Origin of the sequence: Micromonospora sp. NBRC 110038 (genome assembly GCF_020884815.1) — a bacterium.
Classification (GTDB): Bacteria; Actinomycetota; Actinomycetes; order Mycobacteriales; family Micromonosporaceae; genus Micromonospora; species Micromonospora haikouensis.
Genome location: NZ_BBOL01000003.1, coordinates 320,054 through 346,328 on the forward strand (window position 1 = coordinate 320,054; position 26,275 = coordinate 346,328).

Annotated in this window: 30 protein-coding genes; 6 read left to right on the forward strand and 24 right to left on the reverse strand. The window is 75.9% G+C overall.

Features of this window, described 5'->3' with window-relative positions; all coding sequences use genetic code 11:
* The first annotated feature begins 134 nt into the window (after window positions 1-134).
* From LPU61_RS13085 to LPU61_RS13095, 3 genes are all read left to right on the forward strand, one after another.
* Complete coding sequence (locus LPU61_RS13085) at window positions 135-764, forward strand: TIGR03085 family metal-binding protein (RefSeq protein WP_043967363.1); 630 nt, start codon at window positions 135-137, stop codon at window positions 762-764.
* A gap of 128 nt (window positions 765-892) precedes the next feature.
* Window positions 893-1,840 (forward strand): terpene synthase, encoded by a 948-nt coding sequence (locus LPU61_RS13090; protein ID WP_043967360.1) that lies wholly within the window; start codon window positions 893-895, stop codon window positions 1,838-1,840.
* A 125-nt stretch (window positions 1,841-1,965) separates the two neighbouring features.
* The gene (locus LPU61_RS13095) at window positions 1,966-3,792 is read left to right on the forward strand and encodes a long-chain fatty acid--CoA ligase (RefSeq protein WP_043967358.1); all 1,827 of its coding nucleotides are present in this window, start codon (window positions 1,966-1,968) and stop codon (window positions 3,790-3,792) included.
* A 168-nt stretch (window positions 3,793-3,960) separates the two neighbouring features.
* On the opposite strand, the gene LPU61_RS13100 is transcribed toward LPU61_RS13095, so the two are convergent.
* Entirely contained in the window at window positions 3,961-5,265 is a 1,305-nt protein-coding gene (locus tag LPU61_RS13100; RefSeq protein ID WP_229405048.1) for a low temperature requirement protein A, read from the reverse strand.
* A 78-nt stretch (window positions 5,266-5,343) separates the two neighbouring features.
* Window positions 5,344-6,801, reverse strand: coding sequence for a PLP-dependent aminotransferase family protein (locus tag LPU61_RS13105; RefSeq protein ID WP_043967354.1), 1,458 nt, complete (start codon window positions 6,799-6,801; stop codon window positions 5,344-5,346).
* A 58-nt stretch (window positions 6,802-6,859) separates the two neighbouring features.
* Between LPU61_RS13105 and LPU61_RS13110 the strand changes: the two genes are divergently transcribed.
* Together LPU61_RS13110 and LPU61_RS13115 are read left to right on the forward strand one after the other, a co-directional pair.
* Window positions 6,860-7,528 carry a YitT family protein gene (locus tag LPU61_RS13110; protein ID WP_043967352.1) on the forward strand — a complete coding sequence of 223 codons (669 nt, stop codon included), beginning with the start codon at window positions 6,860-6,862 and terminating at the stop codon, window positions 7,526-7,528.
* An 85-nt stretch (window positions 7,529-7,613) separates the two neighbouring features.
* A complete protein-coding gene (locus tag LPU61_RS13115; RefSeq protein WP_043967350.1) occupies window positions 7,614-8,075 on the forward strand; it encodes a hypothetical protein in 462 nt (153 codons plus the stop codon).
* 39 nt (window positions 8,076-8,114) lie between these two features.
* On the opposite strand, the gene hisF is transcribed toward LPU61_RS13115, so the two are convergent.
* The 12 genes from hisF to hisD form a co-directional block, all read right to left on the reverse strand.
* On the reverse strand, window positions 8,115-8,882 hold the full coding sequence (hisF, locus tag LPU61_RS13120; RefSeq protein ID WP_043967348.1) for an imidazole glycerol phosphate synthase subunit HisF: 768 nt from the start codon (window positions 8,880-8,882) through the stop codon (window positions 8,115-8,117).
* A 27-nt stretch (window positions 8,883-8,909) separates the two neighbouring features.
* The gene (locus LPU61_RS13125) at window positions 8,910-9,908 is read right to left on the reverse strand and encodes an NADP-dependent oxidoreductase (protein ID WP_229405049.1); all 999 of its coding nucleotides are present in this window, start codon (window positions 9,906-9,908) and stop codon (window positions 8,910-8,912) included.
* Window positions 9,909-10,002: 94 nt separating this feature from the next.
* A complete protein-coding gene (locus LPU61_RS13130) occupies window positions 10,003-10,434 on the reverse strand; it encodes an organic hydroperoxide resistance protein (protein ID WP_043969310.1) in 432 nt (143 codons plus the stop codon).
* Between the two features lie 5 nt (window positions 10,435-10,439).
* Window positions 10,440-10,886 carry a MarR family winged helix-turn-helix transcriptional regulator gene (locus LPU61_RS13135; RefSeq protein ID WP_043967344.1) on the reverse strand — a complete coding sequence of 149 codons (447 nt, stop codon included), beginning with the start codon at window positions 10,884-10,886 and terminating at the stop codon, window positions 10,440-10,442.
* A 125-nt stretch (window positions 10,887-11,011) separates the two neighbouring features.
* Complete coding sequence (locus tag LPU61_RS13140) at window positions 11,012-11,401, reverse strand: RidA family protein (RefSeq protein WP_043967342.1); 390 nt, start codon at window positions 11,399-11,401, stop codon at window positions 11,012-11,014.
* Window positions 11,398-12,123 carry a bifunctional 1-(5-phosphoribosyl)-5-((5-phosphoribosylamino)methylideneamino)imidazole-4-carboxamide isomerase/phosphoribosylanthranilate isomerase PriA gene (gene priA, locus LPU61_RS13145; protein ID WP_043967340.1) on the reverse strand — a complete coding sequence of 242 codons (726 nt, stop codon included), beginning with the start codon at window positions 12,121-12,123 and terminating at the stop codon, window positions 11,398-11,400. Before priA ends, LPU61_RS13140 begins: the two co-directional genes overlap by 4 nt.
* Before the next feature lie 31 nt (window positions 12,124-12,154).
* Entirely contained in the window at window positions 12,155-12,478 is a 324-nt protein-coding gene (locus LPU61_RS13150) for a hypothetical protein (RefSeq protein ID WP_043967338.1), read from the reverse strand.
* Between the two features lie 42 nt (window positions 12,479-12,520).
* Entirely contained in the window at window positions 12,521-13,165 is a 645-nt protein-coding gene (gene hisH, locus LPU61_RS13155; RefSeq protein WP_043967337.1) for an imidazole glycerol phosphate synthase subunit HisH, read from the reverse strand.
* Window positions 13,165-13,335, reverse strand: coding sequence for a hypothetical protein (locus LPU61_RS13160; RefSeq protein ID WP_176734836.1), 171 nt, complete (start codon window positions 13,333-13,335; stop codon window positions 13,165-13,167). The genes hisH and LPU61_RS13160 overlap by 1 nt, the downstream gene beginning before the upstream one ends.
* Window positions 13,336-13,337: 2 nt before the next feature.
* Window positions 13,338-13,949 (reverse strand): imidazoleglycerol-phosphate dehydratase HisB, encoded by a 612-nt coding sequence (gene hisB, locus LPU61_RS13165; protein ID WP_229405050.1) that lies wholly within the window; start codon window positions 13,947-13,949, stop codon window positions 13,338-13,340.
* A complete protein-coding gene (locus tag LPU61_RS13170; RefSeq protein ID WP_229405051.1) occupies window positions 13,949-15,019 on the reverse strand; it encodes a histidinol-phosphate transaminase in 1,071 nt (356 codons plus the stop codon). Before LPU61_RS13170 ends, hisB begins: the two co-directional genes overlap by 1 nt.
* Window positions 15,016-16,338: a histidinol dehydrogenase gene (gene hisD, locus LPU61_RS13175; RefSeq protein WP_229405052.1), complete on the reverse strand. Its 1,323-nt coding sequence runs from the start codon at window positions 16,336-16,338 to the stop codon at window positions 15,016-15,018. Before hisD ends, LPU61_RS13170 begins: the two co-directional genes overlap by 4 nt.
* A 187-nt stretch (window positions 16,339-16,525) precedes the next feature.
* On the opposite strand from hisD, the gene LPU61_RS13180 reads away from it, so the two are divergent.
* The gene (locus tag LPU61_RS13180; RefSeq protein ID WP_043967332.1) at window positions 16,526-17,227 is read left to right on the forward strand and encodes an LON peptidase substrate-binding domain-containing protein; all 702 of its coding nucleotides are present in this window, start codon (window positions 16,526-16,528) and stop codon (window positions 17,225-17,227) included.
* Here the strand turns inward: LPU61_RS13180 and LPU61_RS13185 are convergent.
* From LPU61_RS13185 to LPU61_RS13230, 10 genes are all read right to left on the reverse strand, one after another.
* Window positions 17,142-18,041 carry a DUF2567 domain-containing protein gene (locus LPU61_RS13185; RefSeq protein WP_229405053.1) on the reverse strand — a complete coding sequence of 300 codons (900 nt, stop codon included), beginning with the start codon at window positions 18,039-18,041 and terminating at the stop codon, window positions 17,142-17,144. The two genes, LPU61_RS13180 and LPU61_RS13185, sit on opposite strands and share 86 nt — an antisense overlap.
* 91 nt (window positions 18,042-18,132) lie before the next feature.
* Window positions 18,133-19,692, reverse strand: coding sequence for an AAA family ATPase (locus tag LPU61_RS13190; protein WP_229405054.1), 1,560 nt, complete (start codon window positions 19,690-19,692; stop codon window positions 18,133-18,135).
* A gap of 76 nt (window positions 19,693-19,768) precedes the next feature.
* Complete coding sequence (locus LPU61_RS13195) at window positions 19,769-20,674, reverse strand: hypothetical protein (RefSeq protein ID WP_229405055.1); 906 nt, start codon at window positions 20,672-20,674, stop codon at window positions 19,769-19,771.
* Between the two features lie 4 nt (window positions 20,675-20,678).
* Window positions 20,679-21,623, reverse strand: a complete 945-nt coding sequence (locus LPU61_RS13200) for an RluA family pseudouridine synthase (RefSeq protein ID WP_229405056.1) — start codon at window positions 21,621-21,623, stop codon at window positions 20,679-20,681.
* Window positions 21,620-22,228 (reverse strand): signal peptidase II, encoded by a 609-nt coding sequence (gene lspA, locus LPU61_RS13205; protein ID WP_043967322.1) that lies wholly within the window; start codon window positions 22,226-22,228, stop codon window positions 21,620-21,622. The genes LPU61_RS13200 and lspA overlap by 4 nt, the downstream gene beginning before the upstream one ends.
* A gap of 62 nt (window positions 22,229-22,290) precedes the next feature.
* Window positions 22,291-22,710 (reverse strand): TraR/DksA family transcriptional regulator, encoded by a 420-nt coding sequence (locus tag LPU61_RS13210; protein ID WP_043969309.1) that lies wholly within the window; start codon window positions 22,708-22,710, stop codon window positions 22,291-22,293.
* A gap of 223 nt (window positions 22,711-22,933) precedes the next feature.
* Window positions 22,934-24,439: a potassium/proton antiporter gene (locus LPU61_RS13215; protein WP_077939062.1), complete on the reverse strand. Its 1,506-nt coding sequence runs from the start codon at window positions 24,437-24,439 to the stop codon at window positions 22,934-22,936.
* Window positions 24,440-24,461: 22 nt separating this feature from the next.
* On the reverse strand, window positions 24,462-24,761 hold the full coding sequence (locus LPU61_RS13220) for a DUF167 domain-containing protein (RefSeq protein ID WP_043967318.1): 300 nt from the start codon (window positions 24,759-24,761) through the stop codon (window positions 24,462-24,464).
* A gap of 6 nt (window positions 24,762-24,767) precedes the next feature.
* Window positions 24,768-25,385, reverse strand: coding sequence for a hypothetical protein (locus tag LPU61_RS13225; protein ID WP_229405057.1), 618 nt, complete (start codon window positions 25,383-25,385; stop codon window positions 24,768-24,770).
* Window positions 25,386-25,458: 73 nt separating this feature from the next.
* Entirely contained in the window at window positions 25,459-26,262 is an 804-nt protein-coding gene (locus LPU61_RS13230; RefSeq protein ID WP_043967314.1) for a DivIVA domain-containing protein, read from the reverse strand.
* Window positions 26,263-26,275: the final 13 nt, after the last annotated feature.

Below are 26,275 nucleotides of genomic sequence, written 5' to 3' on the forward strand. Positions count from 1 at the left end.
AGTTGCAAGTATCTCCCTCATCCTTACCGGACGGGTCGAGCCACGCTGTCCCGGAACGGGTATGTCGGCGATCACGTCGAGGGCCATCCCCGCCACGACGGGCCGACGGCGGCGGACCGGCCTACGATCGGGCCATGCCGCGGTACGCCCGGTCGGAGCGCGAGGCGCTCGCCGACCTCATGCAGAACCTGGGTCCGGACGCGCCGACCGTCAACGAGGGCTGGTCGGTGCGGGACCTCGCCGCCCACCTCGTCGTGCGGGAGCGGCGGCCGGACGCCGCCGGGGGGATCGCGCTGCCGCCGCTGCGCGGGTACGCCGAACGGGTGCGCCTGCGGGTCGCGGCGCGGCCCTTCGACGAGCTGGTGGCGCTGGTGCGCCGGCCGCCGCTGTGGAGCCCGCTGAGCAACCCCGTCACCGACGAGCTGGTCAACACGATGGAGTTCTACATCCACCACGAGGACGTCCGGCGGGCCCGGGCGGGGTGGGGTCCGCGCGACCTGCCGGCCGGGCTGGACGCCGTGCTGTGGCGGCGGGCCTCGGTGCTGGGCCGGCTGGCGCTGCGCCGCTTCCCGGCCGACCTGCTGGTGCAGGCGCCCGGGCACGGCGCGCTGTCGGCGGGGCGGGGCGGGCCGCGGATCCGCGTGGTTGGCGCGCCGGGCGAGCTGGTGCTCTTCCTCACCGGCCGGCAGCGGGTCTCGCGGGTGCAGGTGGAGGGGCCGGCGGCGGCGGTGGACCGGCTCCGGGCCGCCCAGCTCGGCATCTGACCCGCTGTGCGGGAACGGTCACTCGACGGCGCGGGGCAGACTCCCGACCGAACTATGAATATCTATTCATCTGGCGTACCCTCGGCCGGTCGCCCCACCCGGGGTGGCCCGACCCGGCAGGGGGTGACGTGCGGAGCTTCGCGGTCTCTGCCCTGGACGAGCCACCGTTTCCCACGCGCCGGCACGCCGGCACCGATCTGGCCGCCGCACAGAGCCTGGGCTGGGCGCAGGCGTTCGGCCTGATCACCAACGGACGCCGGATGCACCGGCTGCGGCACGCCGCCGCCGCCGAGCTGGCCGGTCGCACCTGCCCGGACGCGCCCGCCGACCGGTTGCGACTGCTCACCGACCTGATCACCTGGCTCTTCGTCGTCGACGACGCCTGCGACGACGACGGGCTCGGCGACGCGCCCACCCGGCTCGCCCCGGTCGTCGCCGACCTGCTGGACGTGCTGGACCGGCACGGCGCCCCGGGCCTCGCCCCCGCCGGCGGTCCGCTGGGCGCCGCCCTGGACGACCTCTGCCGGCGGATCCGGGCCCACGGGCACCCGCCGCTGCTGCTGCGCTTCGTCGGCCAGCTGCGCGACTACCTGCTGGCCCTGCTGTGGGAGGCGGCGAACCGGGAGCACGGCCGGGTGCCCGGGGTGGCCGAGTACGTCTCGCTGCGCCGGCACACCGGGGCGGTGCACCCCGCGTTCACCCTGACCGACCTCGCGTACGACGCGCCGCCGGAGGCGGACCGCCGCGTCGAGCCGGCGCTCGTCGACGTCGAGACCCTGGCGGCGGACCTGGTCTGCTGGTGCAACGACCTGTTCTCGTACGGCAAGGAGAACCGGGCGGGGCCGGACGCGCACAACCTGGTCAGCGCGATCGCGGCCGAGACCGGCCGGGGCGAGCCGGCGGCGCTGCGGGCCGCCGCCGAGCGGTTCAACCGGGCCCTCGCGTGCTACGCCGAGCGGGAGGCGGCCCTGGTCGACGCCGACGACGACCCGGCGCTGCGCTCGTTCCTGGCGGCCCGCCGCAACTGGGTGCGGGCCACCTACGACTGGTCGCTGCGGGCCGCCCGGTACGCCTGATCCGCGCCGGGGCCCCGGCGGGCCGCCGCGAGGACTAGCCGATGCGCGGTGCAGGCAATACCCTTCGGTAACCGCAAACGACGTGACCCCCGTCACGCCTCCACCCCCTGAAGGCGGCTACAGCGATGTCTCTCGATGTACCGTACCGTTCCATCCCCGACATGTTCCTCAAGCGCGTGGCGGCCACCCCCGACCGCCCCGCGTTCGCCCACCCCGCCCCCGACGACTCGGGGCCGGTCTGGCTGACCTGGGCCCAGGTCGGGCAGCGGGCCCGGGCGGTCGCGGCGGGGCTGCACGGGCTCGGTGTCGGCCGCGAGGACCCGGTGGCGATCCTGTCGAGCACCCGGCTCGACTGGGTGCTCGCCGACTTCGGCATCATGTGCGCGGGTGGCGCCACCACCACCGTCTACCCGACCACCGAGCCCGAGGACGCCACGTACATCGTCGCCGACTCCGGCTCCCGGGTGCTGTTCGCGGAGAACCCGGCCCAGGCCGCCAAGCTCGCCGGCGCGACGCTGCCGGCCCTGACCCACGTGGTGCTCTTCGACGGCACGCCCGACCCGGCGGCGGCCGTGCCGCAGCTGACCCTCGCCGAGCTGGAGGAGCGGGGCGCCCGGACCCTGGCCGACGACCCGGAGCTGATCGAGCGCCTGACCGCCGACCTCGGGCCCGACCACCTGGCCACCCTCATCTACACCTCCGGCACCACCGGGCGGCCCAAGGGCGTCGAACTGCTGCACGGCGGCTGGTGCTGGGAGGGCGTGGCGCAGGCCGAGGTGGGGCTGCTGCGCGACGACGACCTGCAGTACCTGTGGCTGCCGCTGGCCCACTCGTTCGGCAAGACCCTGCTCTGCGGCGCGACCCACGTCGGCCTGCCGACCTACGTCGACGGCCGGGTCGAGAAGCTGGTCGAGCTGCTGGCCGTCGTGCGGCCGACGCTGATGTGCGGGGCGCCCCGCGTCTTCGAGAAGGTCTACAACAAGGCGGTCACCACCGCGCAGGACGCCGGCGGCGCGAAGGCGAAGATCTTCGCCTGGGGGGTGCGGGTCGGCAAGGAGAAGGTCGCGCTGGAGCAGGCCGGCCGGCCCGTCCCCGCCGGGCTGAGGCTGCGGTACGCGCTGGCCGAGAAGCTGGTGTTCAGCAAGCTCCAGGCCCGCCTCGGCGGCCGGATCCGGGTGCTCGTCTCCGGCGCCGCGCCGCTGAGCAAGGAGATCGCCACCTTCTTCGCCGCCGCCAACCTGCCGATCTCCGAGGGGTACGGCCTCACCGAGAGCAGCGCCGGCAACTTCGTCAACCCGCCCGGCGGCCTGCGCATCGGCACCGTCGGCCGGGCGATGGGCGACCTGGAGTGCCGGATCGACACCGACGGGGAGATCCTGGTCCGGGGCCGGCCGGTCATGCGGGGGTACCACCACCTCCCCGAGGACACGGCCGCCGCGTTCACCGAGGACGGCTTCTTCCGCACCGGCGACATCGGCAGCCTCGACGACGACGGCTACCTGCGCATCACCGACCGGAAGAAGGACCTGGTCAAGACCTCCGGCGGCAAGTACGTCGCCCCCTCGCACATCGAGGGCATGTTCAAGGCGCTGTGCCCGTACACGTCGCAGGCGGTCGTCATCGGCCAGGCCCGCAACTACTGCACGATGCTGGTCAGCCTCGACCCGGACGCGATCCGGGGCTGGGCGGCCGGCGGCCCGCTGGAGGGGCGCAGCTACGCCGAGATCGCCGCCTCCGCCGAGGCCCGGGCCATGGTCGAGGAGTACGTCGCCCAGCTCAACGCCAAGCTCAACCGCTGGGAGACGATCAAGAAGGTGACCGTCCTGCCCCGCGACCTGACCATCGAGGACGGCGAGATGACGCCGTCCCTCAAGATCAAGCGCCGGGGCGTGGAGAGCAACTTCGCGGCCGAGATCGACCGGATGTACGAGGGCAGCCTCGCCGAGATCTGAGCCGCCTCCCCCGCGGCCCACACCCACTCGGCACCGACCCACCGGCGGCCGTGCCCCACCGTCCCGGGGCACGGCCGCCGGTCGCCGCCCGGCGCGGAGGCGGACGGAGTCGTGGCGCGGAAGCGGGCGAGGGCGCGGCGCGAAGGCGGACGAAGGCGCGGCCCGGGCTCACAGGTGCTCGGCGCGCCACCTGCTCGCCTCGGCCTCGGCCTCCGTCTGCTCCGCCAGCGCCAACTGGCGGACCCGGTGCCGGCGGCGCCCCTCGCCCCGGGTCTCCACCACGACCAGCGCCACGCAGACCACCCCGAGCAGCAGCAGCGCGTGCAGGGCCCCGATCCGGGCGGCCAGCGGCGAGAGCAGGGCCAGCAGCGCCACCGCGACCACCGGCGGCCAGCGCAGCACCCGCAGCACCCGCACCCCGCAGGCGACGAGACTGATCAGGTAGAGGCCGACCCCGCCGTAGAGAACGAGGATCCAGAACGCACCCAACGGCTCGCCCCAGGCCGGCGAGGTCGGATCCGCCGCCTCGACGAGCAGGTCCTTGATCCCGAGGGCGAAGAAGATCACCCCGGTGACGATCGGCAGGTGCAGGTACGTGTACGCGTCCCGGGCCAGCCGGGCCCGCGCCACCGGGTCGCGGGCCCGGTGCAGCGCCTGCTCGACGGCGAGCGCCAGGACGTCGAAGTACGCCCACCACAGCGTCGCCGCGATCGCGATGCCGGTCACCGCGGCGACCACCACCGGCCAGGTCAGCGGCAGGCCGGTGACGAACTTCGAGCCCAGCCCGAGCGCGATGATCGACTCGCCGAGCGCGATCAGCACCATCAGGGCGTGCCGCTCCGCCCAGTGCCCCGCCGACACCACCACCCAGTACGCGCCGCCGAGGCTCGTTCCCGCCACGTACTCCAGGGTCAGCGCGGCGGCCCAGAAGGCCAGCTGCAGGGCCGTCGCCGTGCCGTCGTGGGCGATCCGCGGCGGCACCAGCGCGGCCGCGACGAGCAAGGCCGCCGCGACCACCGGCAGCCCGGCAAGCCACGCCCAGCGCCGCAGCCGCACCGGGTCGCCCCGCGCAACCCAGCCGAAGACCGCGAGCTGCGAGGCGCGGACCAGGAAGTAGCAGCTCGCGAAGACCAGCGGGCCGTTCAGCCCGCCGGGCCGGTCCGTGAACGCGCCCGGCATGCTCAGGGCCAGCAGGAAGGTCGCGGCGATCGTGACGAAGCCGACCAGCGGCAGGATCCCCTGGTCGGCGCGGACCGCGTTGCCGAGCCCGGCGAAGCCCGTCCAGCACCACCACAGCAACCCCAGCACGAGCAGGCAGCGGCACAGGTTGACGGGGCTCGGGTAGTACACGGTCAGCGTGGTGACGTTGAGGAACGCGTAGACGAAGACCAGGTCGTAGAAGAGCTCCAGCCGGGTGGTGCGCGAGCCGGGCGCGCCGGGTCGCACCCCGAGCGACCATCCCCCGTTGCCCATCCCCGCAGTCTTCCAACCCGGGGCCGCCGGGCAGCCGGGTTCGGCCGGATCGGCCGACCGCGCGGGCGGGCGGCCGGGTCAGGCGATGACCGCCGGCTCCTGCCAGCGCGGGCGGCTGGCGCGGTCCAGGTCGTAGCGGACCGCCGCGAGCCGGCCGACGGCCTCCGCCAGGTCCGCGGCGGGCAGCGTGAACGGCAGCCGCAGGAAGCGTTCGAGGGTGCCGTCCAGGCCGAACCGTGGTCCGGGCGCCAGCCGTACGCCGACCTCCTCGGCGGCGCGGGCCAGCGCGCTGGAGATCGGCCCGTCCAGCTCCACCCAGAGCGTCACCCCGCCGCGCGGCGCGGTGACCCGCCAGTCGGGCAGGCGGCGCGCGAGCGCGTCGGTCAGGGCGTCGCGCTGGGCGGCGAGCTGGGTGCGGCGGGCGGCCACGATGGCCGGCGCGTCGGCGAGCAGGTGGACCGCGACGAGCTGGTCGAGCACCGGGCTGGCCATGTCCACCCCGACCCGGGCGGCGGCCAGCCGCTGCACCTGCGGGGCGGACGCGCGGACCCAGCCGATGCGCAGGCCGCCCCAGTAGGGCTTGCTCATCCCGCCGATGGAGATCACCCGAGAGTGCCGGTCGAACGTGGCGACGGGCGGGGGCAGCTCGGTGCCGTCCAGCGGCAGGTCCACGAACGACTCGTCGATCACCAGGTCGGTGCCGGCCGCGTGGGCCGCGGCGACCACCCGCTCGCGCAGCTCGGCCGGCATCAGGTGCCCGGTCGGGTTCTGGAAGTCGGGGATCAGGTACGCCAGCTTCGGCCGCCCCTGACGCAGGCTGCCCAGCAGCAGGTCGGCGTCCCAGCCGGCGGCGTCGGTGGCCAGCCCGTGGGTGGTGATCCGGGCCCGGCGGGCAGCGAGGGCGGCGAGGGCGTTCGGGTACGTCGGCGACTCGACCAGCACGTTGCCCCCGGGCGCCAGGGCCAGCCGCAGCACCAGGTCGAGCGCGTGCTGGGTGCCGCTGGTGACCATGATCTGGTCGGGTGAGGTGGGCAGGCCCCGCGCCGTGTAGCCGGCGGCGACCGCCTCGCGCAGCTCGATGACGCCGGTCGGGTGGTAGCCGGCCCCGCCCAGGTAGCGGGGCAGGTCCTCGGCGGCGGCCCGGGCGGCGGGCAGCAGCTCGGGCGGCGCGGCCAGCGCGGCCACCCCGAGGTCGATCATGTCGCGGTCGTCCAGCGGGGTCCACAGGCCGGTGCTGGCCACCCGGTGGGTGCCCGGGAGCATCGTCCAGCTGCCCGCCCCCCGGCGGCTGGCCAGGTGCCCGCTCTCCCGCAACTGCCGGTAGGCGGCGGTCACCGTGGTCCGGCTGATCCGCAGCGCCTCGGCCAGCTCCCGCTCGGCCGGCAGGCGTACCCCCAGGGGCAGGCGGCCGTCGGCGAGCAGTCCACGGACGGCGCCGGCGAGCGCGGCGTAGTCGGGGCTGCGCCGGCGGCCCGGCAGGGCGTGCCACTGCCCGAGGAGCCGAGCCAATTGGGCCCCACGCACCTGACTTGTCATGGCCACCCTCCCGATATTGGCTCTCCCCACCGCCGGATTGGCACCTAGGGTGGCATGCATGGTGGCAATTGGCAATCTGCGGCACCGGCCCGTCCGGCGGCTGGTCCAGCTCTACGCGGGCCTGACCCTCTACGGCGTCAGCATGGCGCTGATGATCCGCTCCGGCCTCGGCCTCGACCCGTGGGACGTCTTCCACCAGGGCGTCGCCCGCCGGACCGGCCTGTCGTTCGGCACCGTCACCATCGCCGTCGGCGCGCTCGTGCTGCTGCTGTGGGTCCCGCTGCGCCAACGACCGGGCCTCGGCACGGTCAGCAACGTGCTGGTGATCGGCCTCGTGGTCGACGCCACCCTGGCCCTGCTGCCCGGCGGGGCCCCGTTGGCGGCGCGGGCGGCGCTGCTGGTCGTCGGGATCGTCGCCAACGGCGCCGCCACCGCCCTCTACCTGGGCGCGCGGCTCGGCCCGGGCCCCCGCGACGGCCTGATGACCGGGTATGTGGCGCGCCGCCCCGGACGGTCGGTCCGGCTGGTCCGCACCGTCATCGAGGTCACCGTGCTGGCCCTCGGCTGGCTGCTCGGCGGCACCGTCGGCGTCGGCACCGTCGCGTACGCCCTCACCATCGGGCCGCTGGCCCAACTGTTCCTGCCGATGTTCACCGTCGAGGCGGAACCGGCCGGGGCGGAACCCGTCGAGGTGGGGGTCGCCGGGCCGCGCCCCGCCGGACCGTGACCACGCAACCGCGCTGAGCTGCGGCGACACCCGTACCGGAAAAGTAGGTGTTTCCTCCGGCGGCGGCGCACGGCATCATTCCTGCATGGGGGAGAGCGGATGGCGCTGGACCGACGCCTGGATCTTCGTTTCGCTGGTGATCGCCAACGGTGCCGGCCGGCACCGCAGGGCGGCATCCACCCGGCGCCCCGAGGGCGTCCGGCTCGCTGACGTGCTCTCCACAGCCGACCACCTCAACCACGCCATCCCCGAGCGGCAGGAGGTGGAGACCGCCGTCCGCCGGCTCGTCGGCGCCGGCCTGGTCAGCGTCACCGACGGCTGGTTCCGGCTCACCCCCGACGGGGAGAAGCTCTGGCGCTCCCGCCCGAGCGCCGGCCTGGCCACGGCCGTCGACACCGTGCAGGGCGTGCTGAGCCGACGGCACGCCCCGGGCAGCGCCGACTGGACCCTCCCCGAGGACGAGCACGCCGCCGCCGTGCAGGAGTACGCCGTCCGCTCGATCCCGGCCCCGCGCCGCTCGCCGGAGGGCCACTCCGGCCGGCACTGAGCGCCCCCGCACGAGGACCGGCGGGGGCGGCCCGGGGGGTCAGCGCACGGGGTGACCCGAGCCGCGCAGGGCGGCCTTGACCTCGGCGACGGTCAGCTCGCCGAAGTGGAAGACGCTGGCGGCGAGCACCGCGTCGGCCCCGGCGGCGATGGCCGGCGGGAAGTGGGCCACCTCGCCCGCGCCGCCGCTGGCCACCACCGGCACGTCGACGACGGCGCGGACCGCGCCGATCAGCTCCAGGTCGAAGCCGGCCTTCGTGCCGTCGGCGTCCATCGAGTTGAGCAGGATCTCCCCCGCGCCCAGCTCGGCACCGCGTCGCGCCCACTCGACGGCGTCGAGCCCGGTGCCCCGGCGGCCGCCGTGGGTGGTGACCTCGAAGCCGCTCGCGGTGGTGCCGGCCGGCGCCCGGCGCACGTCGAGGGAGAGCACCAGCACCTGCCGGCCGAACCGGTCGGCGATCTCGGCGATCAGCTCGGGGCGGGCGATGGCCGCGGTGTTCACCCCGACCTTGTCGGCGCCGGCCCGCAGCAGCGTGTCGACGTCGGCGACCTGCCGCACGCCGCCGCCGACGGTGAGCGGGATGAAGACCGACTCGGCGGTGCGTCGCACCACGTCGAGCATGGTGCCCCGGTCGCTGGAGGAGGCGGTCACGTCCAGGAAGGTCAGCTCGTCCGCGCCCGCCCGGTCGTACGCCGCCGCCAGCTCCACCGGGTCGCCGGCGTCGCGCAGGTCGAGGAAGTTGACCCCCTTGACCACCCGCCCGGCGTCCACGTCGAGACACGGGATCACCCGCACCGCCACCGTCATGCCGCGAAGCCTATCGCCCCGGCCCGCCTACAGGCGCACCAGCATCTTCCCGAGGTTGTCGCCGCGCAGCAGGCCGAGGAACGCCTCCGGGGCGGCGTCGATGCTGTCGACGACCGTCTCGTCGTACGAGAGCCTGCCCTCGCGCAGCCAGCCGGCCACCTCCTGGACGAACTGGTCGCGCAGGTGGCCGTGGTCGCCGACGAGGAAGCCGCGCAGGGTGAGCCGCTTGCCGATGAGCAGCGCCAGGTTGCGCGGCGCGGCCGGCGGCTCGGTGGCGTTGTACTGGGCGATCATGCCGCAGACGGCGGCCCGGCCGTGCAGCCGCAGCGCGCCGATCGCGGCCTCCAGGTGCTCGCCGCCGACGTTGTCGAAGTACACGTCGATCCCGTTCGGGGCGGCGGCGGCGAGCTGGTCGGCCACGGGGCCGTCGTGGTAGTCGAAGGCGGCGTCGAAGCCGAGCGCCCGCAGGCGCTCGACCTTGGCCGGCGAGCCGGCGCTGCCGACCACCCGGGCGGCGCCCCGCAGCTTGGCGATCTGGCCGACCATGCTGCCCACCGCCCCGGCCGCGCCAGAGACGAAGACGCTCTCCCCCGGCCGCATGGCGGCCACGTCGAGCAAACCGGCGTACGCGGTCAGCCCGGTCATGCCGAGCACGCCCAGGTAGGCGCTCACCGGGGCCAGGGACGGGTCGACCTTGCGGGCGCCCTTGGCGTCGAGGAGCGCGTACTCCCGCCAGCCGAGGCCGTGCAGGACGGTGTCGCCGGGGACGATCCCGTTGCCCTCCCCGGCCACCACCTCGCCGACCGCGCCGCCGTCGAGCGGGGCGTCGAGGGCGAACGGCGGCACGTACGACTTGACGTCGTTCATCCGCCCCCGCATGTACGGGTCGACGGACATGAACTGGTTGCGGACCACGAGCTGGCCGGGGCCCGGGGTGGGCACCTCGGTCTCGACGAGCCGGAAGTTGTCGGCGGTCGGCCACCCCTCGGGGCGGGAGGCGAGGTGGATCTCACGGTTGACGGTCACGGTGTCGGTCGTCCTCTCGGTCGCTGGTCGGGGCTGCGTCAGGCGGGGCGCGGCGCGCGGCGACACACGGTGCGCCGGCGCCGCGCGCCACGGCTCAGGCGGCGAGGGCCTCGCGGACGGTGAGGGTGACCTCGATGTTGCCCCGGGTCGCGTTCGAGTAGGGGCAGACCTGGTGCGCCTGCTCGACGAGCTGCTCGGCGGCGGGCCGGGGCACGGCCGGCAGGTCCACCACGAGGGTGACGGCCAGGCCGAAACCGCCACTGCCGTTGGCGCCGATGCCCACCTCGGCGTCGACGACCGAGCCGGTCACGTCGGCCTTGGCCCGCCGCGCCACCAGGCGCAGCGCGGAGTGGAAGCAGGCGGCGTAGCCGGCGGCGAACAGCTGCTCCGGGTTCGCCGCGCCGCCCGCGCCGCCCATCTCCTTCGGGATCGCGAGGTCCAGCTCGAAGGTGCCGTCGGAGGTGCGGACGTGGCCGTCGCGGCCGTCGCCGGTGGCGCGGGCGTTGGCGGTGTAGAGGACCTGCATGGCGATCACTTCTCCTTCTGTCGGTGGATCGTCTCGGTGACCCGGTTGAGGGTGTCGCGCAGCCCGATCAGCTCGGCCTCGGTGAGCCCGGTGGCCAGCGCCACCCGCAGCGGCACCCCGCACATCCGCTCGCGCAGCGCGCGGCCGGCGTCGGTGAGGCGCACCTCGACCCGCCGCTCGTCGGCCGCCGACCGGGAGCGGACCAGCACCCCGGCGGCCTCCAGCCGCTTGAGCAGCGGGGAGAGCGTGCCGGAGTCCAGCCGCAGGGCGGCGCCCAGCTCGGAGACGGTGGGCGCGTCGTCGCCGCGCTCCCAGAGCACCAGCAGCACCAGGTACTGCGGGTAGGTGAGCCCGAACTCGTCGAGGATCGGCCGGTAGACGTCGGTGAGGGCGCGCGACGCGGCGTAGAGCGCGAAGCACACCTGCCGTCCCAGCACCAGATCGTCGGTCACGGGAAAAACGTAGCGCGCAATTGAGTTGTGCACAACCTAATGGGCCGCAGTGTGCCCCGGCTCACCCCCACCGCCCGACGCACCACCGCCGGCCCGGCGCCCCTGGCAGGCGGGGGCGCGCCGGGTCAGCGGTCGCCGAGGTACGCCTCCAGCTCCACCTCGACCAGGTGCTCGGGGTCGAGCAGGGCGGCCACCACGACCAGGGTCGCCGCCGGCCGGACCGCCCCGAACACCGCGTTGTGGGCCCGACCCACCTCGTCGGCGTACGCGCGGTCCGTCACGTACATCCGGGTGCGCACCACGTCGCCGGGCCCCGCGCCGACCTCCGCGAGGGCCGCCAGGCCGATCCGCAGCGCCTGCGCGGTCTGCGCGGCGGCGTCCCCCACGTGCACCACCCGGCCGTCGACCGTCGCCGTGCAGCCGGCCGTGACGGCCCGGTCGCCGGCCCGGACGACCCGGGAGTAGCCGTACAGCGCCTCCCAGGGGCCGCCCGAACCCAACCGGGTGACGGTCACGCGGCGGCGAGCACGTCGAGGGCCTGCCGCACGGTGAACGCGCCCGCGTACAGCGCCTTGCCGGCGATCACGCCCTCCACGCCGACCGGCTCCAGGGTGGCCAGGGCGCGCAGGTCGTCCAGCGTCGAGACGCCACCCGAGGCGATCACCGGGGCGTCGGTGCGGGAGCAGACCTCGCGCAGCAGGTCCAGGTTCGGCCCGCGCATCGTGCCGTCCTTGGTGATGTCGGTCACCACGTACCGGGAGGCGCCCGCCTTGTCGAGCCGCTCCAGCACCTCGTACAGGTCGCCGCCGTCGCGGGTCCAGCCCCGCGCCGAGAGGGTACGGCCGCGCACGTCCAGGCCGATGGCGACGCGGTCGCCGTACTCGCCGCAGACCCGGTCGCACCACTGCGGGTCCTCCAGCGCGGCGGTGCCGATGTTGACCCGCGCCGCGCCGGTGCCCAGGGCGGCCCGCAGCGACGCGTCGTCGCGGATCCCGCCGGACAGCTCCACCTGCACGTCCAGCCGGCCGACCACGTCGGCCAGCAGCGCGGCGTTGGACCCCCGGCCGAACGCGGCGTCCAGGTCCACCAGGTGGATCCACTCCGCGCCGTCGCGCTGCCAGGCCAGCGCCGCCTCCAGGGGGTCGCCGTAGGCGGTCTCGCTGCCGGCGGCGCCCTGCACGAGCCGGACGGCCTGACCGTCGGCGACGTCCACGGCGGGCAACAGGGTGAGGCTCAACGCTCTTCTCCTCAGATCGATAACGTGCGCGTCAGGACCGGCGGCCCAGTGCGATCACCACGGCCGCCGGCAGCACCAGCAGCAACAACACGACCAGCACCACCCGCAGCGCCAGGTCGTCGACGAAACTCCAGATGGCGACCAGCGCCACGCCGGTCAAACCGACGATCGCGGCCCGCTCGCCCCGGGAGTGCCGGGCCAGCCGGCCGGCGCGGCGACGCGGCCAGCGGGGCGTCAGCCGGCGTACCACCGCGCGGCGGCGCTCCCGGCGGGCCACCCGGCGGCGGCGCACGGCCCGCTCCCGCTCCAACTGGGCCTCGCGGGCCGCCCGGCGGCGGGCCCGCTCCTTGCTCACGCCGCGCCCCCCGGCCCGGTGCCCCGGCCGCGCGGGCCCCGCTCAGCCACCGGCGGGCACGGTGCCGAGCCAGTTGCGCAGCAGCGCCGCGCCGGAGTCGGCCGACTTCTCCGGGTGGAACTGGGCGGCCGACAGCGCGCCCCGCTCCACCGCCGCCACGAAGTCCGCCTCGTGGTGGGCGGTGGTCACCGCCGCGCCCGACGCCGCCAGCGCGCCCGCGTCGACCACCCCGTAGGAGTGGACGAAGTAGAAGCGGCTGTCGGCGGGCAGGCCCGCGAAGAGCACCGACGACGCCGGGGGCCGCACCGTGTTCCAGCCCATGTGCGGCAGCCGGGCGGCGGGCAGCCGGGTCACCGCGCCCGGCAGCAGCCCGAGCCCCTTGGTGACCACGCCGTGTTCGTCGCCGTGCTCGAAGAGCACCTGCATGCCCACACAGATGCCCAGCACGGGCCGGCCGGCGGCGACCCGCTCGGCGATGACCGGGCCCGCGCCGAGCGCCTCGATGCCGGCCATGCAGGCGGCGTACGCGCCCACGCCCGGCACCACCAGGCCGTCGGCAGCCGCGGCGGCGGCCAGGTCGGCGGTGACGGTGACGTCGGCGCCGGCCCGCGCCAGGGCCCGCTCGGCCGAGCGGAGGTTGCCCGAGCCGTAGTCGAGCACCACGACCCGCTTCGTCCGATCGCCCATCAGCCCTCCCCGGGCAGCAGCCAGAGCACCCCGCCGGCCGTGGCCAGCACCGCGAGCACCGCGGTGACCACCACCGCGCCGCGCGTCGCGCCCTGGCGGTGCAGCGAGACCGCCCCGCCGACCAGCACCCCGGCGAGGATCAGCAGCAGGGTCGGCAGCACCCCGCCCACGGCTACAACGCGCCCTTCGTGCTGGGGATCGCGCCGGCCGACCGGGGGTCGAGCGCGGTGGCCTCGCGCAGGGCGCGGGAGACCGCCTTGAACTGGGCCTCCACCACGTGGTGGGCGTCGGGGTGGCCGCCGGGGCGGGCCGCGCGCAGCACGTCCACGTGCAGGGTGATCCGGGCCGCCTGGCCGAAGGACTCCCAGATGTGCCGGGTCATGCTGGTCGGGTAGACCGGCCCGATGTACGGGGCCAGCGCCGGCTCGTCGTGCACCACGTACGGGCGGCCCGACAGGTCGACGGCGGCCCGGACGAGGACCTCGTCCATCGGGACGGCCGCCGAGCCGTACCGCCGGATGCCGGCCTTGTCGCCCAGCGCCTGGTCGAACGCGGCGCCCAGGGCGAGCGCCGTGTCCTCCATCGTGTGGTGGGCGTCGATCTCCAGGTCGCCGACGGTGCGCACGGTCAGGTCGAAGCCTCCGTGCCGGGCGATCTGGTGCAGCATGTGGTCGTAGAAGCCGACCCCGGTGCCGATCTCGGCCCGGCCGGTGCCGTCGAGGTCGATCTCGACGAGCACCTTGGTCTCCTTGGTGATCCGCTCGACCCGGGCGGTGCGGCTCATCACAAACTCTCCATCGCGGTGAGGAAGGCGTCGGTCTCGGCGGGGGTGCCGGCGGTGACCCGCAGCCAGCCGGGCAGCCCGACGTCGCGCACGAGCACCCCCTGCTCCAGCAGGGCTCGCCAGGCCACCGCCTGGTCGCCGCCCACCTGGAACAGGACGAAGTTGGCGTCGCTGTCGGCGACCCGCAGGCCCCGGGCGCGCAGCTCGGCGACGATCCGGTCCCGCTGCCCCATGATCGCCTCGACCGTGGCCAGCAGGGCGTCGCGGTGCGCCAGGGCCGCGCGGGCGGCGGCCTGGGTGAGCGCCGACAGGTGGTAGGGCAGCCGCACGAGCTGCACCGCCGCCACCACCGCCGGGTCGGCCGCGAGGTAGCCCAGCCGGCCGCCGGCGAAACCGAACGCCTTGCTCATCGTGCGGGTCACCACCAGCCTCGGGTGGCCGGGCAGCACCGCGAGGGCGCTGACCGTGCCGGGGCGGGCGAACTCGGCGTACGCCTCGTCGACCACCACCATGCCGGGCGCGGCGTCGAGGACGGCGGCGACCACCGCCGGGTCCAGGGCCGTGCCCGTCGGGTTGTTCGGCGAGCAGAGGAACACCACGTCGGGGCGGTGCGCGCGGACCTGGGCGACCGCCTCGTCGGCGGTCAGCCCGAAGTCGACCCCGCGCTGCGCCGGCACCCACCGGGTGCCGGCGCCGAGCGCCAGCAGCGGGTGCATCGAGTACGCCGGGGTGAAGCCGAGCGCCGTGCGCCCCGGCCCGCCGAACGCCTGCAGGAGCTGCTGCTGGATCTCGTTGGAGCCGTTGGCCGCCCACACCTGCTCGACGGTGAGCCCGTGCCCCAGGTAGGCCGCCAGGTCGGCGCGCAGCGCCACGGCGTCGCGGTCGGGGTAGCGGTTGAGGTCGCGCAGCTCGGCGGCGAGGGCCTTGCCGATCGCGTCGGCCACCGCCTCGGGCACCGGGTAGGAGTTCTCGTTGGTGTTCAGCCGCACCGGCACGTCGAGCTGCGGGGCGCCGTAGGGCGTCAGGCCCCGCAGGTCGTCGCGGATCGGCAGGTCGTCCAGCGTCGTCACGAGGCGCTCCCGGGGAAGCGGACGCTGACCGCCTGGCCGTGGGCCGGCAGGTCCTCGACGCCGGCCAGGGTCACCACGTGCGGGGCCACCTCACGCAGCGCGTCGCGGGTGTATTCCACCAGGTGGATGCCGCGCAGGAAGGACTGCACGGACAGCCCGGAGGAGTGCCGGGCGCAGCCGCCGGTGGGCAGCACGTGGTTGGAGCCGGCGCAGTAGTCGCCGAGCGACACCGGCGACCACGCGCCGACGAAGATCGCCCCGGCGTTGCGGACCCGCAGCGCCCACTCGCGGGCGTTCTCGGTCTGGATCTCCAGGTGCTCGGCGGCGTACGCGTCGACCACCCGAAGGCCGGCCTCCAGGTCGTCGACCAGCACCACGCCGCTCTGCTCGCCGGTCAACGCGGTGGTGACCCGGTCGGCGTGCTTGGTCGCCGGCACCTGCCGGGCCAGCTCGGCCTCGACGGCGTCGGCCAGCGCGACCGAGCAGGTGACCAGCACGCTGGCCGCGAGGGGGTCGTGCTCGGCCTGGCTGATCAGGTCGGCGGCGACGTGCGCCGGGTCGGCGGTGTCGTCGGCGAGGATCGCGATCTCGGTGGGGCCGGCCTCGGCGTCGATGCCGACCACGCCGCGCAGCAGCCGCTTCGCGGCGGTGACCCAGATGTTGCCCGGCCCGGTGATCATGTCGACGGGGTCGCAGCGCTGCGCGCCGTCGGGGTCGACCGTCGCGCCGTAGGCCAGCATCGCCACCGCCTGGGCGCCGCCGACGGCGTAGACCTCGTCGACGCCGAGCAGCGCGCAGGCCGCGAGGACCCGGGCGTCGGGCAGGCCGCCGTTCTCCTGCTGCGGCGGGCTGGCCACGACGAGCGACCGGACGCCGGCCGCCTGGGCGGGGACCACGTTCATCACCACGGTCGACGGGTACATCGCCAGGCCGCCGGGGACGTACAGGCCGACCCGCTCGACGGGCACCCAGCGCTCGGTGACGGTGCCGCCGGGCACCACCTGGGTGGTGTGGTCGACGCGGCGCTGGTCGGCGTGGACCCTGCGGGCCCGGCTGATCGACTCCAGCAGGGCGGCGCGGACCTGGGGGTCGAGCGTCCCCTCGGCCTCGGCGATCGCCTCGGCCGGCACCCGCAGCCGCTCCGGCGAGACCCCGTCGAAGCGCTCGCTCGCCTCGCGGATCGCCGGGTACCCATGATCGCGGACCGCCTCCACGAGGGGGCGGATCCGCTCGACCGCCACGGAGACATCGAGCTGGGCACGGGGCAGCAGGCGGCGGGGGTCCCGGACGCCGCCGCGCAGGTCGATCCGATTCAACACGCCTGCGAGTCTAGGCGGCCGGGCCGGCGGCGGCCCGCGCCGCCCGCACGCCGGGACGGTGAGCCGAGCCACGCCGGCCGCCGGGCGGGCCGCGACGGGCCCGGGGGCGGCCCCGCCGGGGGCGGGCGGGTCCTCCGGGGCGGGACGGGCCCCGCCGGGACGGCGCGGGCGGGCTAGGCTCGGTCCCGTGACTGCACGGTTGCCGATCTTCCCCCTCGGGACGGTGCTCTTCCCCGGCCTGGTGCTGCCGCTGCACATCTTCGAGGAGCGCTACCGGGCCCTGGTGCGCCACCTGACGGGCCTGCCCGAGGGCGCCCCCCGGGAGTTCGGCGTGGTGGCCATCCGGGCCGGCTGGGAGGTCGCCCCCGGCACGCCCGGGCGGCCCGTCCCCGGCGTCGGCGGCGTCACGCTGCACGAGGTCGGCTGCACCGCCGAGCTGCGGCAGGTGACCGAGCTGGACGACGGCGGGTTCGACATCGTCACCGTGGGGCGGCGGCGGTTCCGCGTCGCGCAGCTCGACGAGACCACCGAGCCCTACCTGACGGCCGAGGTGGAGTGGCTGCCCGAGCCGGGCGGCCCCGACGAGGCCGCCGACCTGCTCGCGGCCCGGGTGATCTCGGTGTTCCGGCAATATCTCGGGCTGATCCGCCCCGACCCGGAGGACATCTCCGAGCAGCTGCCGGAGGACCCGACGGTGCTGTCCCACCTGGTCGCCGCGACCGCCATGCTGACCGTCGACGACCGGCAGCGGCTGCTCGCGGTCGACGGCACCGCCGCCCGGCTCCGCGCCGAGCTGCGGCTGCTCAACCGCGAGGCGACCCTGCTGCGCCAGGTGCGGGCGGTTCCGGTGCCGCTGTCGGAGCTGGCGAGTCCGCCGGCCCCGAACTGACCTGGGGCCCGGTGGCGGGCGGGGCGGCGTAGACCCAGGACAGGTCGGGCTCGGGCTCCGGGCGCAGCGACGGCCAGCGCGACCAGCCGGCCAGCAGGGTGTACGTCACGGCCACGCCGAACGCCGGCAGCAGCAGGTTGCCGTACGGCAGGGGCAGCACGTCGAACAGCCGGTGCAGGCCACCGGCGCGCAGGTCGGCGGGCTTGGTGAACGCCTGCCCGTCCGGCGCGGAGGCCAGCAGCCGCTCGTACGTCGACAGGCCCACCCGCCGCCCAACCTGCCAGGCCACCAGGGCCGCGCCGAGGCCGCCGGCCGCCCCGGCGAGCAGCCCGACGGGGCCGCGCCGCCGCCGCAGCAGCACCCACAGGGCCAGCGCGGCGAGCACGCCGAAGCCGAGCCCGAGCAGGCTGAACCAGCCGTCGGCGGCGATCGGCTGCTCCGGCTGCGGCTGGGCGTAGACGGCCCCCTCGGCGGTCTTGACCACCGGGGTGTCGGGGGCGACGGCCGCCCAGAGCAGCCCCAGCGGGACGCCCAGCGCGGTGAGGACGGCCGACGCGCCCAGCGCCACGCCGGCCACCCGGCCCGGGCGGCGCTCGGGCGGGGTCGGGCCGGCGGGGACCGGCCCGGTCGGCGGCGCGCCGAACGGATACTGGGGCGGACCGGCGGGCGGCTGGTGGGCCGGGTCGGCCGGGGGCCCGTGGACCGGCCCTTCGATCGGGTCGGGAACCGGGGCGGCGGGCGGCCCGGGGACCGGCCCGGCGGTCGGGTCGGGACGGGGCGCGGGGCGGTCGGCGTCGGAGGTGTCCGGGCTCACCCGATGATCCTTACAGACCGGGGGCGTCCCCGGGGCGTCGGTGCCGCCGCAGCCGGCTCGGCCGCCGCGGCGGCTCGTGGTCGCGGCCGGCTCAGCGGGCGAAGGGCTCCAGCATCACCGACGCCGCGCGCAGCCACGCCTGCCGGGTCTCCGGCTGGAGCTGGTGGTATTCGATCGAGGAGCCGGTCTCCAGCGCCGGGTCGTACGGCACCACGGCCACCGCCCGGGTGCGGGTGGCGAAGTGCCGCTCCAGGTCGGTCTGCAACGGCGAGCGGCCCGGCGTCGGGCAGGAGATCAGGGTGACGGCGTTGTCGGCCAGCTCGCCCATGCCGACCTCGTGCAGCAGGTCGAGCATCCAGTCGGCGCTGAACGCGGCGTCCTCCCGGGGCACGGTGGTCACCACGAGCTGGTCGGCGGCCTGCATCACCGTGCGCCAGTTGGGGCTCTCCACGTTGTTGCCGGTGTCCACGCAGACCACGTCGTGGGTGCGGCGCAGCAGCTCCAGCACCCGCTTGACGGTGAACTGGTCGAGCCGCTGGGCGAACCGGGGGCTCTCCTCCCCGGCCAGCACGTCGTACGAGCCGTCGGCGGCGTGCCGCAGGTAGTCGTCGAGGCTACCGAGCAGGGCGGAGCCCTCCAAGATCTCGATCTGGGCGAGGTCGTGGATCAGGTGCCGGATCGTCCGGGCGTGCCGGGCGCTGCCGGCGCGCAGCCCGAGGGTGCCGCGCAGCTCGTTGTCGTCCCAGGCGAGCACGCCCCGGCCGCGCACGCTGCCGACGGTGGCGGCGGCCAGCACCGTGGCCGTGGTCTTGTGCACCCCGCCCTTGGGGTTGGCGAAGGCGAGCACCCGGGGCGTGCCCAGGTCGCGGCGGAGCACCCCGGCGGCGCGTTCCAGCTCGCTCTCGGCGCTCTGCGCCCGCCACTCGATGCGGGCCGGATAGCCCCGCTCGACCACCGCGGGCGGCCCGGGCGGCGGCTGGTAGACCGGGTCGGCCGGGGGCGGCTGGTAGGCGGGCTCGGGGCGGTAGCCGCCGCCGTCGAGCAGCGAGTAGCGCGACTCGACCGGCGGGGGCTCGGGGCGGTAGCCGCCGCCGTCGAGCAGCGAGTAGCGGGACTGGGCGGGCGGCGGCGGGTCGGCGCGGCGCACCGGCTCCGGGTCGAGGCGCCCGGGGCCGGACCGCCACGACGGCTCGGCCGGATAGGTCGACTCCTGTGGATAGCCGGAAGGCTCGGGCTGGTAGCCCAGCGGATCGGCCGGGTAGGCCGGCGGCTCCGGCTGCTGGTAGGCCGAGGGCTCCGGCTGGTACGCCGGGTCGATCCGGTAGGCCGGGTCCACCCGGTAGCTCGCCCCGGCCCGGTAGCCGCCGCGCGCCGGCTCCGCCGGGTAGCCGGGCTCCGCGGCGTACGACTGCTCGCCCGGCGGGCCGATCGCCGCCGCCCGCCCGGCGTAGCCGTTGCCGGACGTGCGCCGGGGCAGCGGCTCGGGCGCCGCGCGCGGCGCCTCCTCGGCGTGGCGGTCGGCCTCGGCCTGCTCCGCGGTGCGACCGCCGAGCCGCGCCCGGTCGAGCAGCGCCCGCCACCGCGGTGCTGGTTCGGCCGGCCGACCCCAGCTGGTCTCCGTGCCGTCCAAGGCTCGCCCTCCCAGCGCCATCGATCTCCGCCTGACAGGCTACGAACGAAACCCTATTCGGACCACACCGGTCCGCGCACATCCTGATTCGGCTTTGTCACTTCTCCACCACCGTTCGGCTGCCCACGGACGCGTCCGGGGAGGTCGCGACGCCGGACGGGGTCGCGGCGGGGACGACCCGGTCGACGTTCGGTGAGGAACCCGTCGCCGTCGGTGCCGCTTCCGACGTTTCGCCCACCAGCGGCGTCGGACCGGCGTCGGCCGGCGGGCGGGCCACGTCGCGCTGCTCGGGCAGCGGCGGGGTCACCACCGTCCGGTCCAGCCGGCGCAGCTCCGGGGCCGGGTCGACGGCGCGGACCCCGGGCCGGGCCGCCAGGGCGCGCAGCGCGTCCGGCGCGGCCCGCACGACGGCGGCGTAGGCACAGGCGCACCCCGCCCGGTACGCCGCCGCCTCGCCCGCCGCGACCAGCGCCCCGGCCTCGTACGCCCGGCGCAGCTCGGCGTCATCGGCGGCGGCGGCCCGGGCCCGCTGGTCGGCGGCCTCGCGGTCCTTGCGCCCCGCCACGCCGGCCATCCCCGCCACCACGTCCTGCGGGAGCCGCTGGGCCGACAGCCGGACGATCTCGGTCTGCCGGCCGGGCAGCGGCGCCCGCGCCACCACCTCGGCCACCGCGACCCCGGCGAGCGCGTCGGCCAGCCGGTCCGGCGCGAGGTAGTCCGCGAACGACACCAGCGCGTACGTGCCCGCCGGCGACCCACCCGCCGGCAGGGCCGTGAGCTCGGCGGCGGCGGCGCGCAGGTAGTCGGGGATCGACCCGCCGGGCAGCACCCCGACCCGGGTCACCTCGCCCACCGTGCGGTCGCCCACCGGCCGGTCGTGGCGGCCGACCCAGCCGGCCGCGACCAGCACCGCCGCCACCGACAGCAGCGCGGCGACGGTGAGCGCACGGGGCCGGCGTCGGGTCGCGCGGCTGCCCGGCCGTCCGGGGTCTGGGCTGGTCACCGGGTCAGTCGCGGAGGACCCGCAGCGCCCGGTCCAGGTCGTCGGGATAGTCGCTCACGAAGGTCACCTCGTCGCCCGTGCGGGGATGCTGGAAGCTCAGCGACCGGGCGTGCAGCCACTGCCGGGCCAGCCCGAGCCGGGCCGACAGGGTCGGGTCCGCGCCGTAGGTGAGGTCACCGACGCAGGGGTGGCGCAGCGAGGAGAAGTGCACCCGGATCTGGTGGGTGCGCCCCGTCTCCAGCCGGACGTCGAGCAGGCTCGCCGACGGGAACGCCTCCAGCGTGTCGTAGTGGGTGATGCTCGGCTTGCCGCCGGAGACCACCGCCCACCGGTAGTCGTGGTGCGGGTGCCGGTCGATCGGGGCGTCGATGGTGCCGCGCGACGGGTCCGGGTGCCCCTGCACCACGGCGTGGTAACGCTTCTCCACCTCGCGGTACTTGAAGGCCCGCTTCAGCGCCGTGTACGCCTGCTCGCTCTTGGCCACCACCATGATCCCGGTGGTGCCCACGTCGAGCCGGTGCACCACGCCCTGCCGCTCGGCCGCGCCGCTGGTGGAGATGCGGTGCCCGATCCCGGCCAGCCCGCCGATCACGGTCGGCCCGGTCCAGCCGGGGCTGGGGTGGGCGGCGACGCCGACCGGCTTGTCCACGACCACGATGTCGTCGTCGGCGTACACGACCAGCAGGCCGGGCACCGCCTGCGGCACCACGGTCGGCGGGGCGACCGGGGCGGGCAGCGTCACCTCCAGCCAGGAGCCGGCCTTGACCTTGTGCGAGTTCGGCCGCACGACGCCGTCGACCAGCGCGTCCCCGCCGTCGACCAGGTTCGCGGCGGCGGTGCGGGAGAGCCCGAACAGCCGGGACACGGCCTGGTCGAGCCGCATGCCGTCCAGGCCGTCGGGGACCGGCAGGGAACGGTGGTCGCCGCCGGTGGCGAACGCCGCCGTCACGCCCGCTCCCCCTGCTCGACCGGGACCTCGGCGGCCGGCTTGTCCCGGCCGAGCCGGGAGCCGTCGCGCTGGCGGCCCGTCAGCTCCAGGAACACGGCGAGCACCACGCCGCAGACCAGCGCGCTGTCGGCCAGGTTGAACACCGGCCACACCTGCCCGTACGGGTCGAAGAGGCTGATCATGTCGACCACGTGCCCGACGAAGTGGCCGGGCGCGCGGAAGATCCGGTCGGCCAGGTTGCCCAGCGCCCCGCCCAGCACCAGGCCGAGCGAGACCGCCCACGGCACCGAACGCAGCCGCAGCGCCATCCAGCCGATCCAGCCGATCACCGCGATGGTGATCAGCGGGAAGACCCAGGTGTGGTCGCTGCCGATGCTCCACGCCGCCCCGCTGTTGCGGGTGAGGCTGAGGTAGACCGCGCCCCCGAGCAGCTTCACCGGCTCCCGGTCGCTGAGCGCCTGCAACGCGAGGTGCTTGGTGAGCAGATCGGCCAGGAAGGCGAACAGGCCGACGCCGGCCAGGAGCACGATCGCCCGGCGTCGGGCCCTGCCCCCGCCCGGCTCGGCGGTGCCGGTCTCGGTTCCGGCGGGCGGTGTAGCCGTCATCTGCTCCCCATCGACGCTCCCGGCGGTGATCGCTCACCGCCCTGACCGGCCGGGGAGCGAGGTCAGCGCCGCTCCTCCAGCTGCTTGCACTTCACGCAGAGGGTCGCCGACGGGAAGGCGGCGAGCCGCTCCACCGGGATCGGGTCGCCGCACTTCTCGCACCAGCCGTAGCCGCCCTCGTCGAGCCGCTCCAGGGCCCGCTCGACCTGCGTGATCCGTTCCCGGATGCTGTTGGCGAGTGAGATCTCCTGCTCCCGCTCGAACGTCTTGGTGCCGGTGTCGGCCTGGTCGTCCCCGGCCGAGTCGGTCAGCCGATCGCGCTGCAGCTCGGTGATCTCGCTCAGCGTCTGATCGTACTCGGCGCTCAGCTCGTCGCGGCGGGCCGCCAGCGCCGCCCGGATCTTCTCGGTCTCCGCGGCGCTGCGGGTGGTCCTGGCCACCGGCTTACGCCCGGCGGTCCTGGTGTCGGCTGGCTTCACCATCGTCACTCCCTCGCGCCACGGGACCGCGGCATGCCACGGCCTCTGGACAGGGGTCACCGGCCTGGCGCCCCCAGGTAACAAAACGGGCGCGCGGCGAGGACCGCCGCGCACTCCGGAGGTTGGCAAGAATACGGAACGTACAGGCGTCCGACAACGTGCCGCACCGCCGCACCGCTAATCCGCCTCGAAAAGCCCTCAAATGGGCAAAAGGAACGCTAGCAGATCAGTCGTCGCGGTCGTCGCCGTACTCGCCAAACCACCGCGCCAGGCGGCCCCGGCGGCTCACCGCCCGCAGCCGCCGCTCGGCCGCGTCCCGCACCCCGGCGGTGGCCACGATCAGCAGGCTGTCGCCCGCCTTCAGCCGGGTGTCCGGGCCGGGCACGAAGCCCACCCCGTCGCGCAGCACCAGCGTCACCGACGCGCCCACCGGCAGCCGAAGCTCGTCCACGTGCACCCCGCCCAGCCGCGAGCCCGGCGGCACCTCCAACTGGAGCAGGTCGGCCCGCATCCGCTCCAGCGGCGCGGTCTCCACCCGGATCTCCGCCGGCTCGGCGGGCGCGGTGACCCGCAGCCGACGCGCGGCCGGGGCGAGCGTGCCCGCCTGGAGCACCGTGAAGATCACCACCAGCACGAAGACCGCGTCGAAGAGCTGCTCCGCCCCCGGCACCCGCTGCGACAGCGGGATGGTCGCCAGCACGATCGGCACCGCCCCGCGCAGCCCCGCCCAGGACAGGAACGCCTGCTCGCGGGGGCCGACGCGGAACGGGGTGGCCGACACCGCCACCGACAGCGGCCGGGCCAGCAGCAGCAGCGCCAGCCCGGCGACCACCGCCGGCAGCACCGCCGCCTCCAGCCGGCCCGGCGAGACCAGCAGCCCGAGCAGCACGAACAGGCCGATCTGGGCCAGCCAGGCCAGCCCGTCGGCGAAGCCGAGGATCGCCTGCCGGTGCGGCAGCCGGGCGTTGCCCAGCAGCACCCCCGCCACATACACGGCGAGGAAGCCCGACGCGTGCAGCACCGCACCGGCGGCGTACGCGAGCACGGTGAAGCCGACCACCGCGATCGGGTACAGCCCCGCCGAGGGCAGCGCCGCCCGGCGCAGCGCCGCCCGGCCGGCCAGCCCCGCGCCCACCCCGACGGCCGCGCCCACGCCCAGCTCGTAGCCGAGCAGCAGCACCTCGTACCACCAGGGGTGGCCGGCCTCGGTGGCCGAGCGGGACAGCAGCACCACCAGCAGCACCACCGGGGCGTCGTTCATCCCCGACTCGGCCTCCAGGGTGGCGACCAGCCGGGGTGGCAGGCGCAGCCGGCGCAGCGTCGCGAAGACGGCGGCGGCGTCGGTGGACGAGAGCACCGCGCCGTAGAGCATCGCCAGCCGCCAGTCCAGCCCGAGCAGCAGGTGCACCGCCAGGCCGACCACCAGGATGCTCACCACCACGCCGACGGTGGACAGCGCCGAGGCGAGGCCGAGCACCGGGCGCAGGGTGCTCCACCGGGCGGTCAGCCCGCCCTCGGCGATGATCACGATCAGGGCGCAGAAACCGAGGGTGCGGGTCAGGTCGACGTCGTCGAAGCGGATGCCCAGCCCGGACTCGCCGATGGCCACCCCGAGGGCCAGGTAGACCAGGAGGCTGGGCACGCCGAGGCGGGTGGAGAAGCGGACCGCGCCGACCGCCACCAGCAACACCCCGGCGCCGAGCAGCAGTGCGAGATCGAACCCGGGCGTCATGCCGGCCCGGTGCGGCCAGCCGTCACCGGCCGGCCCCGTCGCGCAGTCGGCGCAGCGTCTCCGTCAGCTCCGGCGTCGGGCGCTCGACCGCGAAGAGCTTGTCCCGGCTCGCCGCCCCGGACCGCAGCGCGACGGCCGCCGGCCGGACGCCGAGCGCGTCGGCGAGGGCCCGGCGGGCCGCCTCGGTCGCCCGGCCGTCGACCGGCGGGGCGTTCACGGCGATCACCAGTGCCGGCCCGAGCGGGCCGTCGTGCCGGCCGCCGACGCGGGCACGGGCGGCACCCGGCTTGACCCGCACGGCGACGGTGAGCGTGTCGTCCATCGGGCGTCAGAGCGGCCGGGCGTCGGCGAGGAGGGCATCGTCCGGGGCGCAGCGGGCGCACGGGGTGAACCCCAGCCGCACCGCCTCGGCCACCGGCAGCGGCTCGGCCTCCCGGCCGTAGAGGTGGAGGCAGTCGGACAGGTGGTAGCGGGGCCGGCCGTCCACCACCTGGACCTCCGCGTCGAGCTCGGCGACCAGGGCCGCGTCGGCCGGGGACACCCGGAGCGCGGGTGGCTCGTCGAGGGGCGTGGCGGTCTCGCCCGCCGCGTCGGCGGGCAGGTCCGCCCCGGCGGCCGGCGACCCGGGCGGTTGCCGCCACCCGGGGTCGTCGGCGCCGATCGTGGACGAAACGCGTTGGGCCGGAATGTCCGGCCCGGCCGGGGGCCCGGCCGCGTCCCGTGGGACGCGGCCCGCCGGAGGCAGGTGCTCCCCGGACGGGTCGGGGTCGACCCGCGCGGCTGCCGCCCGGGTGGCGGCCGCCTGGCGGGCACCCACCACCAACGCGACGGCGGCCAGCAGGCTGGCCGCGATGGACGCGGCCAGCAGCACGCTGGAGCCACCGGTGAGGCCGACCACCAGGAGCACGACCGCGACGAGGATGAGCAACAGGCTTGCGACTATCACGGCTCACCCCCGCCGCGTCGGATGCAGGTGGCACGGTCGGCGGCCGTCCCCACGACGGCCGCCGCACCGAAGATCAGCGGCCGGACTCCAGCGCGCCGGAGCGCCCGCCGCCGTACGAGCCGGCGAGGCCGGCGGCCGCGAGGCCGTTGCTGCCCCCGACGGCCCGGCCGCCCTCGGCCCGGGTCATCTCGGCCTCCAGGCCCTGACCACGGCCGTCGAGGTCGCGCAGCTGGCTCTCCAGGTAGGCCTTGAGCCGGGTGCGGTACTCCCGCTCGAACTGCTTGAGCTCCTCGATGTGCTTCTGCAGCGCGGTGCGCTTGGCGTCGAGGCCGCCCATGGCCTCCTGGTGCCGCTGGCGGGCGTCGCGCTCCAGGGCGTCGGCCTTGGCGCGCGCCTCGCGGGTGACCTCCTCGGCCTTGGACCGGGCCTCGGACAGCAGCTGGTCGGCCTCGCGGCGGGCGTCGGAGACGTGGTCGTCGGCGGTGCGCTGGGCCATCATCAGCACCCGCAGCGCCTGCTGCTCGCCGTCGCCGGCCACGGCCGGGCCACCCTGGGCGCGGACCTGCTCCAGCTCGGCCTGCATCGCCCGGGCGGCCTGCTCAGCGGCCACCTTGTCGCGCTGCACCCGGTCGAGCTGGGCCTTGACGTCGTTGAGCTCCGCGGCGAGCCGGGCGTCGCCGCCCGGACCGGCGGGGGCACCGCCGCGACCGCCGCGCTCCACCTGGGCGCGCAGCTCGTTGTTCTCCTCGATCAGACGGGCAAGCTCGCGCTCGACCTCGTCCAGGAAGGCGTCGACCTCCTCCTCGTCGTACCCCCGCTTGCCGATCGGCGGCTTTTTGAAGGCGACGTTGTGGACGTCGGCCGGGGTCAGCGGCATCGAAACTCCTCGG

What these genes read in the sequence shown, in the direction of transcription:
- LPU61_RS13085 (WP_043967363.1), top strand. Translation starts at nt 135, where the DNA reads ATGCCGCGGTACGCCCGGTCGGAGCGCGAGGCGCTCGCCGACCTCATG.
- LPU61_RS13095 (WP_043967358.1), top strand. Translation starts at nt 1,966, where the DNA reads ATGTCTCTCGATGTACCGTACCGTTCCATCCCCGACATGTTCCTCAAG.
- LPU61_RS13100 (WP_229405048.1), bottom strand. Translation starts at nt 5,265, where the DNA reads ATGGGCAACGGGGGATGGTCGCTCGGGGTGCGACCCGGCGCGCCCGGC.
- LPU61_RS13105 (WP_043967354.1), bottom strand. Translation starts at nt 6,801, where the DNA reads ATGACAAGTCAGGTGCGTGGGGCCCAATTGGCTCGGCTCCTCGGGCAG.
- LPU61_RS13110 (WP_043967352.1), top strand. Translation starts at nt 6,860, where the DNA reads ATGGTGGCAATTGGCAATCTGCGGCACCGGCCCGTCCGGCGGCTGGTC.
- LPU61_RS13115 (WP_043967350.1), top strand. Translation starts at nt 7,614, where the DNA reads ATGGGGGAGAGCGGATGGCGCTGGACCGACGCCTGGATCTTCGTTTCG.
- hisF (WP_043967348.1), bottom strand. Translation starts at nt 8,882, where the DNA reads ATGACGGTGGCGGTGCGGGTGATCCCGTGTCTCGACGTGGACGCCGGG.
- LPU61_RS13130 (WP_043969310.1), bottom strand. Translation starts at nt 10,434, where the DNA reads ATGCAGGTCCTCTACACCGCCAACGCCCGCGCCACCGGCGACGGCCGC.
- hisH (WP_043967337.1), bottom strand. Translation starts at nt 13,165, where the DNA reads ATGGGCGATCGGACGAAGCGGGTCGTGGTGCTCGACTACGGCTCGGGC.
- hisB (WP_229405050.1), bottom strand. Translation starts at nt 13,949, where the DNA reads ATGAGCCGCACCGCCCGGGTCGAGCGGATCACCAAGGAGACCAAGGTG.
- LPU61_RS13190 (WP_229405054.1), bottom strand. Translation starts at nt 19,692, where the DNA reads ATGGCGCTGGGAGGGCGAGCCTTGGACGGCACGGAGACCAGCTGGGGT.
- lspA (WP_043967322.1), bottom strand. Translation starts at nt 22,228, where the DNA reads ATGACGGCTACACCGCCCGCCGGAACCGAGACCGGCACCGCCGAGCCG.
- LPU61_RS13210 (WP_043969309.1), bottom strand. Translation starts at nt 22,710, where the DNA reads ATGGTGAAGCCAGCCGACACCAGGACCGCCGGGCGTAAGCCGGTGGCC.
- LPU61_RS13215 (WP_077939062.1), bottom strand. Translation starts at nt 24,439, where the DNA reads ATGACGCCCGGGTTCGATCTCGCACTGCTGCTCGGCGCCGGGGTGTTG.
- LPU61_RS13220 (WP_043967318.1), bottom strand. Translation starts at nt 24,761, where the DNA reads ATGGACGACACGCTCACCGTCGCCGTGCGGGTCAAGCCGGGTGCCGCC.
- LPU61_RS13230 (WP_043967314.1), bottom strand. Translation starts at nt 26,262, where the DNA reads ATGCCGCTGACCCCGGCCGACGTCCACAACGTCGCCTTCAAAAAGCCG.